We start from the raw sequence: 2,568 nt of genomic DNA on the forward strand, positions 1-2,568 counted from the left end.
ATGTAATACATCTATTCAAATTTGTGATACATGTCAAAAAACTGGTTGACCAAACTCGTTATTTATATAAGGGCACTTCCGAAGTGCACTCTTTTTTAAAGCGAGGAAGTACCAATGAAAGAGAATAAAGTACAGCAAATCAGTCATAAACTGATTAATATCGTTGTTTTTGTCGCAATTGTAGAATACGCCTATTTATTTCTCCATTTCTATTAATAACGGAAATAAACTGTTCACTTCAGTGATATTTAAAATATGCATCCTCTCCCTTTTTTGTAAGTAATTATTATATCCGTGGGAGAGGAATACACGCTGTCAGGTAATCAATCATACTGCGATAAATTATCGGCCAGTAAAGTGGAGATAACCTCCATTCTCGAAAAATCCATACTCTCAGCAAAACCATCATCAATCACTCATCCAGGCGTTTATGGGAGCGTCACCAATGGCTGCTAACAATGCCAGAGTTCCCCGTTGCGAAAATTCCACATCCACAAAGAGTCACAGGGATTGAGTGTTGAAATGATCCGGATGAGCATGTATCTTTATGGTTATGTTATAACATAACAGGTAAAAATGATGAAGCCCAATATCCATCCTGAGTATCGTACTGTGGTGTTCCACGACACCAGTGTTGATGAGTACTTTAAAATCGGCTCGACTATCAAAACAGACCGTGAGATTGAGCTGGATGGCGTAACGTATCCATACGTGACAATTGATGTCTCTTCTAAATCGCACCCGTTCTATACAGGGAAGCTGAGAACAGTGGCATCAGAAGGAAATGTTGCACGATTCACCCAACGTTTTGGTCGTTTTGTTAGCACGAAAAAGGGGGCGTGATGAAAGTTCTTAACTCTCTGCGTACCGCAAAAGAACGCCATCCAGACTGTCAGATTGTGAAGCGAAAAGGACGGCTATATGTGATTTGTAAATCTAATCCACGTTTTAAGGCCGTTCAGGGTCGTAAGAAAAAACGTTGATTCAAAATTCGACGGATTAACGATATTTGTCTGATTAATAATCAGATCGGATTAATGTTGGTGTGTTTATAACACCAACATTAATTTTCCTGGGGATATATTCTTCCTGTTCATTTGAGGCCAACTGCCTGACGTTTCTCTCCGAATATTCCATTATCTTAATGTTGACTTGTTGACCAGCTTCGCCCCTGTATGCTGGCATCAACCCTCTTTTAGACTGAACACGCCACTCAGTCTCCTCCCTTTGCGGCGCAGCCTGCATTTTCACTCAAACTGTTAAGATGATAAATGTGGTAAATCTGTTGGTACTAACATAAAAACGTTTACGCCACAGGAACAGTCTGATCCACCGGTAACCCCGTCGCCGACGTTCGAGTGCCAGTTAGAGTAACGCGCACAGATAACTGAATGCAGTGCCCTGACAAAAAGGCCATCGTTCCTGTGACAGCTGGCAGCCTTCGTTTAACTTCACTTAATCTGGCTCTTGGGGGCTTACCGAACAGATGACGTACATACGCCCGTTCAATTTTCCATTACTTATTGGAATGAACACCTGTAACCATTTTGTGCGGCATGTTAATCCATTAAAATATCTTACTGATTGGCAAATCATCTTCAATGACAGCTCATCATAGTTTTATATTCTATCCCTTACCCTTAAAACTTGTTTTTTTACTAGTCCATCACACAGCGCATTAAGACTATTCCTAACACTTCAGGGCAAAGTTCCTGACCAATATAAAATGCAAGTAAGAATTGAACGTTATATTGCCAATAACCTTATGAAACCAAATGTCTTTTTCTTCTTATCAAAAAAGCAATATTTTCAGTTTTTCTAAATATTGACTTAACCATTGAATTCCTTTTCCGTTCACATATTGACACTCATCGGGAAAAAAAACATAAATTTAAGCCCAATCGAAAATAATTAAACTTAATCTCGTTTAACCTTTATTGATATGTACTACGTATCTTATTTACTTCCGGTTTACTAAGGAAACTGAATGCACCTGTAAAAATTACAGGTTTGGAAAGTAGTGACATGGCAAAGTGATTACAGTAGGGACTATGAGGTTAAAAACCATATGGAATGTCAAAACCGTTCTGATAAATACATCTGGTCTCCCCATGACGCCTACTTCTATAAAGGACTATCTGAACTGATTGTGGATATCGACAGATTAATTTATCTATCGTTGGAGAAAATTAGAAAAGATTTCGTGTTTATCAATCTCAGTACGGATTCTTTATCTGAATTTATAAACCGTGATAATGAATGGTTATCCGCGGTAAAGGGGAAACAGGTCGTATTGATTGCGGCCAGAAAGTCAGAGGCCTTAGCAAATTATTGGTATTACAATAGCAATATTAGGGGCGTGGTATACGCTGGACTGAGTCGTGATATTAGAAAAGAACTGGTCTATGTGATTAATGGCAGGTTCCTGAGAAAAGATATTAAGAAAGATAAAATCACGGACCGGGAAATGGAAATTATCCGCATGACGGCCCAGGGAATGCAACCTAAATCGATTGCCAGAATTGAAAATTGTAGTGTGAAGACAGTGTATACCCATCGGCGTAATGC

Annotated in this window: 5 protein-coding genes; 4 read left to right on the top strand and 1 reads right to left on the bottom strand. The window is 39.0% G+C overall.

Features of this window, described 5'->3' with window-relative positions:
- The first annotated feature begins 114 nt into the window (after nucleotides 1-114).
- The 3 genes from ykgR (at nucleotide 115) to ykgO (ending at nucleotide 983) form a co-directional block, all read left to right on the top strand.
- Nucleotides 115-216 (top strand): small membrane protein YkgR, encoded by a 102-nt coding sequence (gene ykgR, locus RTW80_RS23850; RefSeq protein WP_000662258.1) that lies wholly within the window; start codon nucleotides 115-117, stop codon nucleotides 214-216.
- Between the two features lie 363 nt (nucleotides 217-579).
- Nucleotides 580-843, top strand: coding sequence for a type B 50S ribosomal protein L31 (locus RTW80_RS23855; RefSeq protein ID WP_000803998.1), 264 nt, complete (start codon nucleotides 580-582; stop codon nucleotides 841-843).
- The gene (ykgO, locus tag RTW80_RS23860) at nucleotides 843-983 is read left to right on the top strand and encodes a type B 50S ribosomal protein L36 (protein ID WP_000866436.1); all 141 of its coding nucleotides are present in this window, start codon (nucleotides 843-845) and stop codon (nucleotides 981-983) included. The genes RTW80_RS23855 and ykgO overlap by 1 nt, the downstream gene beginning before the upstream one ends.
- 34 nt (nucleotides 984-1,017) lie before the next feature.
- Here the strand turns inward: ykgO and ykgL are convergent, their stop codons facing one another.
- Nucleotides 1,018-1,245 carry a protein YkgL gene (ykgL, locus tag RTW80_RS23865; protein ID WP_001147279.1) on the bottom strand — a complete coding sequence of 76 codons (228 nt, stop codon included), beginning with the start codon at nucleotides 1,243-1,245 and terminating at the stop codon, nucleotides 1,018-1,020.
- An 823-nt stretch (nucleotides 1,246-2,068) separates the two neighbouring features.
- Here ykgL and ecpR point away from each other — a divergent pair.
- A partial coding sequence (ecpR, locus tag RTW80_RS23870) for an ECP biosynthesis operon DNA-binding transcriptional regulator EcpR (protein ID WP_312720510.1) occupies nucleotides 2,069-2,568 on the top strand: 500 nt, incomplete at its 3' end.

Source organism: Escherichia sp. AM3, from assembly GCF_032029835.1.
Lineage (GTDB): Bacteria > Pseudomonadota > Gammaproteobacteria > Enterobacterales > Enterobacteriaceae > Escherichia > Escherichia coli.

Excerpts from the sequence above, each read along its gene's own strand:
- ykgR (WP_000662258.1), top strand. The coding sequence starts at position 115 with ATGAAAGAGAATAAAGTACAGCAAATCAGTCATAAACTGATTAATATC.
- RTW80_RS23855 (WP_000803998.1), top strand. The coding sequence starts at position 580 with ATGAAGCCCAATATCCATCCTGAGTATCGTACTGTGGTGTTCCACGAC.
- ykgO (WP_000866436.1), top strand. The coding sequence starts at position 843 with ATGAAAGTTCTTAACTCTCTGCGTACCGCAAAAGAACGCCATCCAGAC.
- ykgL (WP_001147279.1), bottom strand. The coding sequence starts at position 1,245 with ATGCAGGCTGCGCCGCAAAGGGAGGAGACTGAGTGGCGTGTTCAGTCT.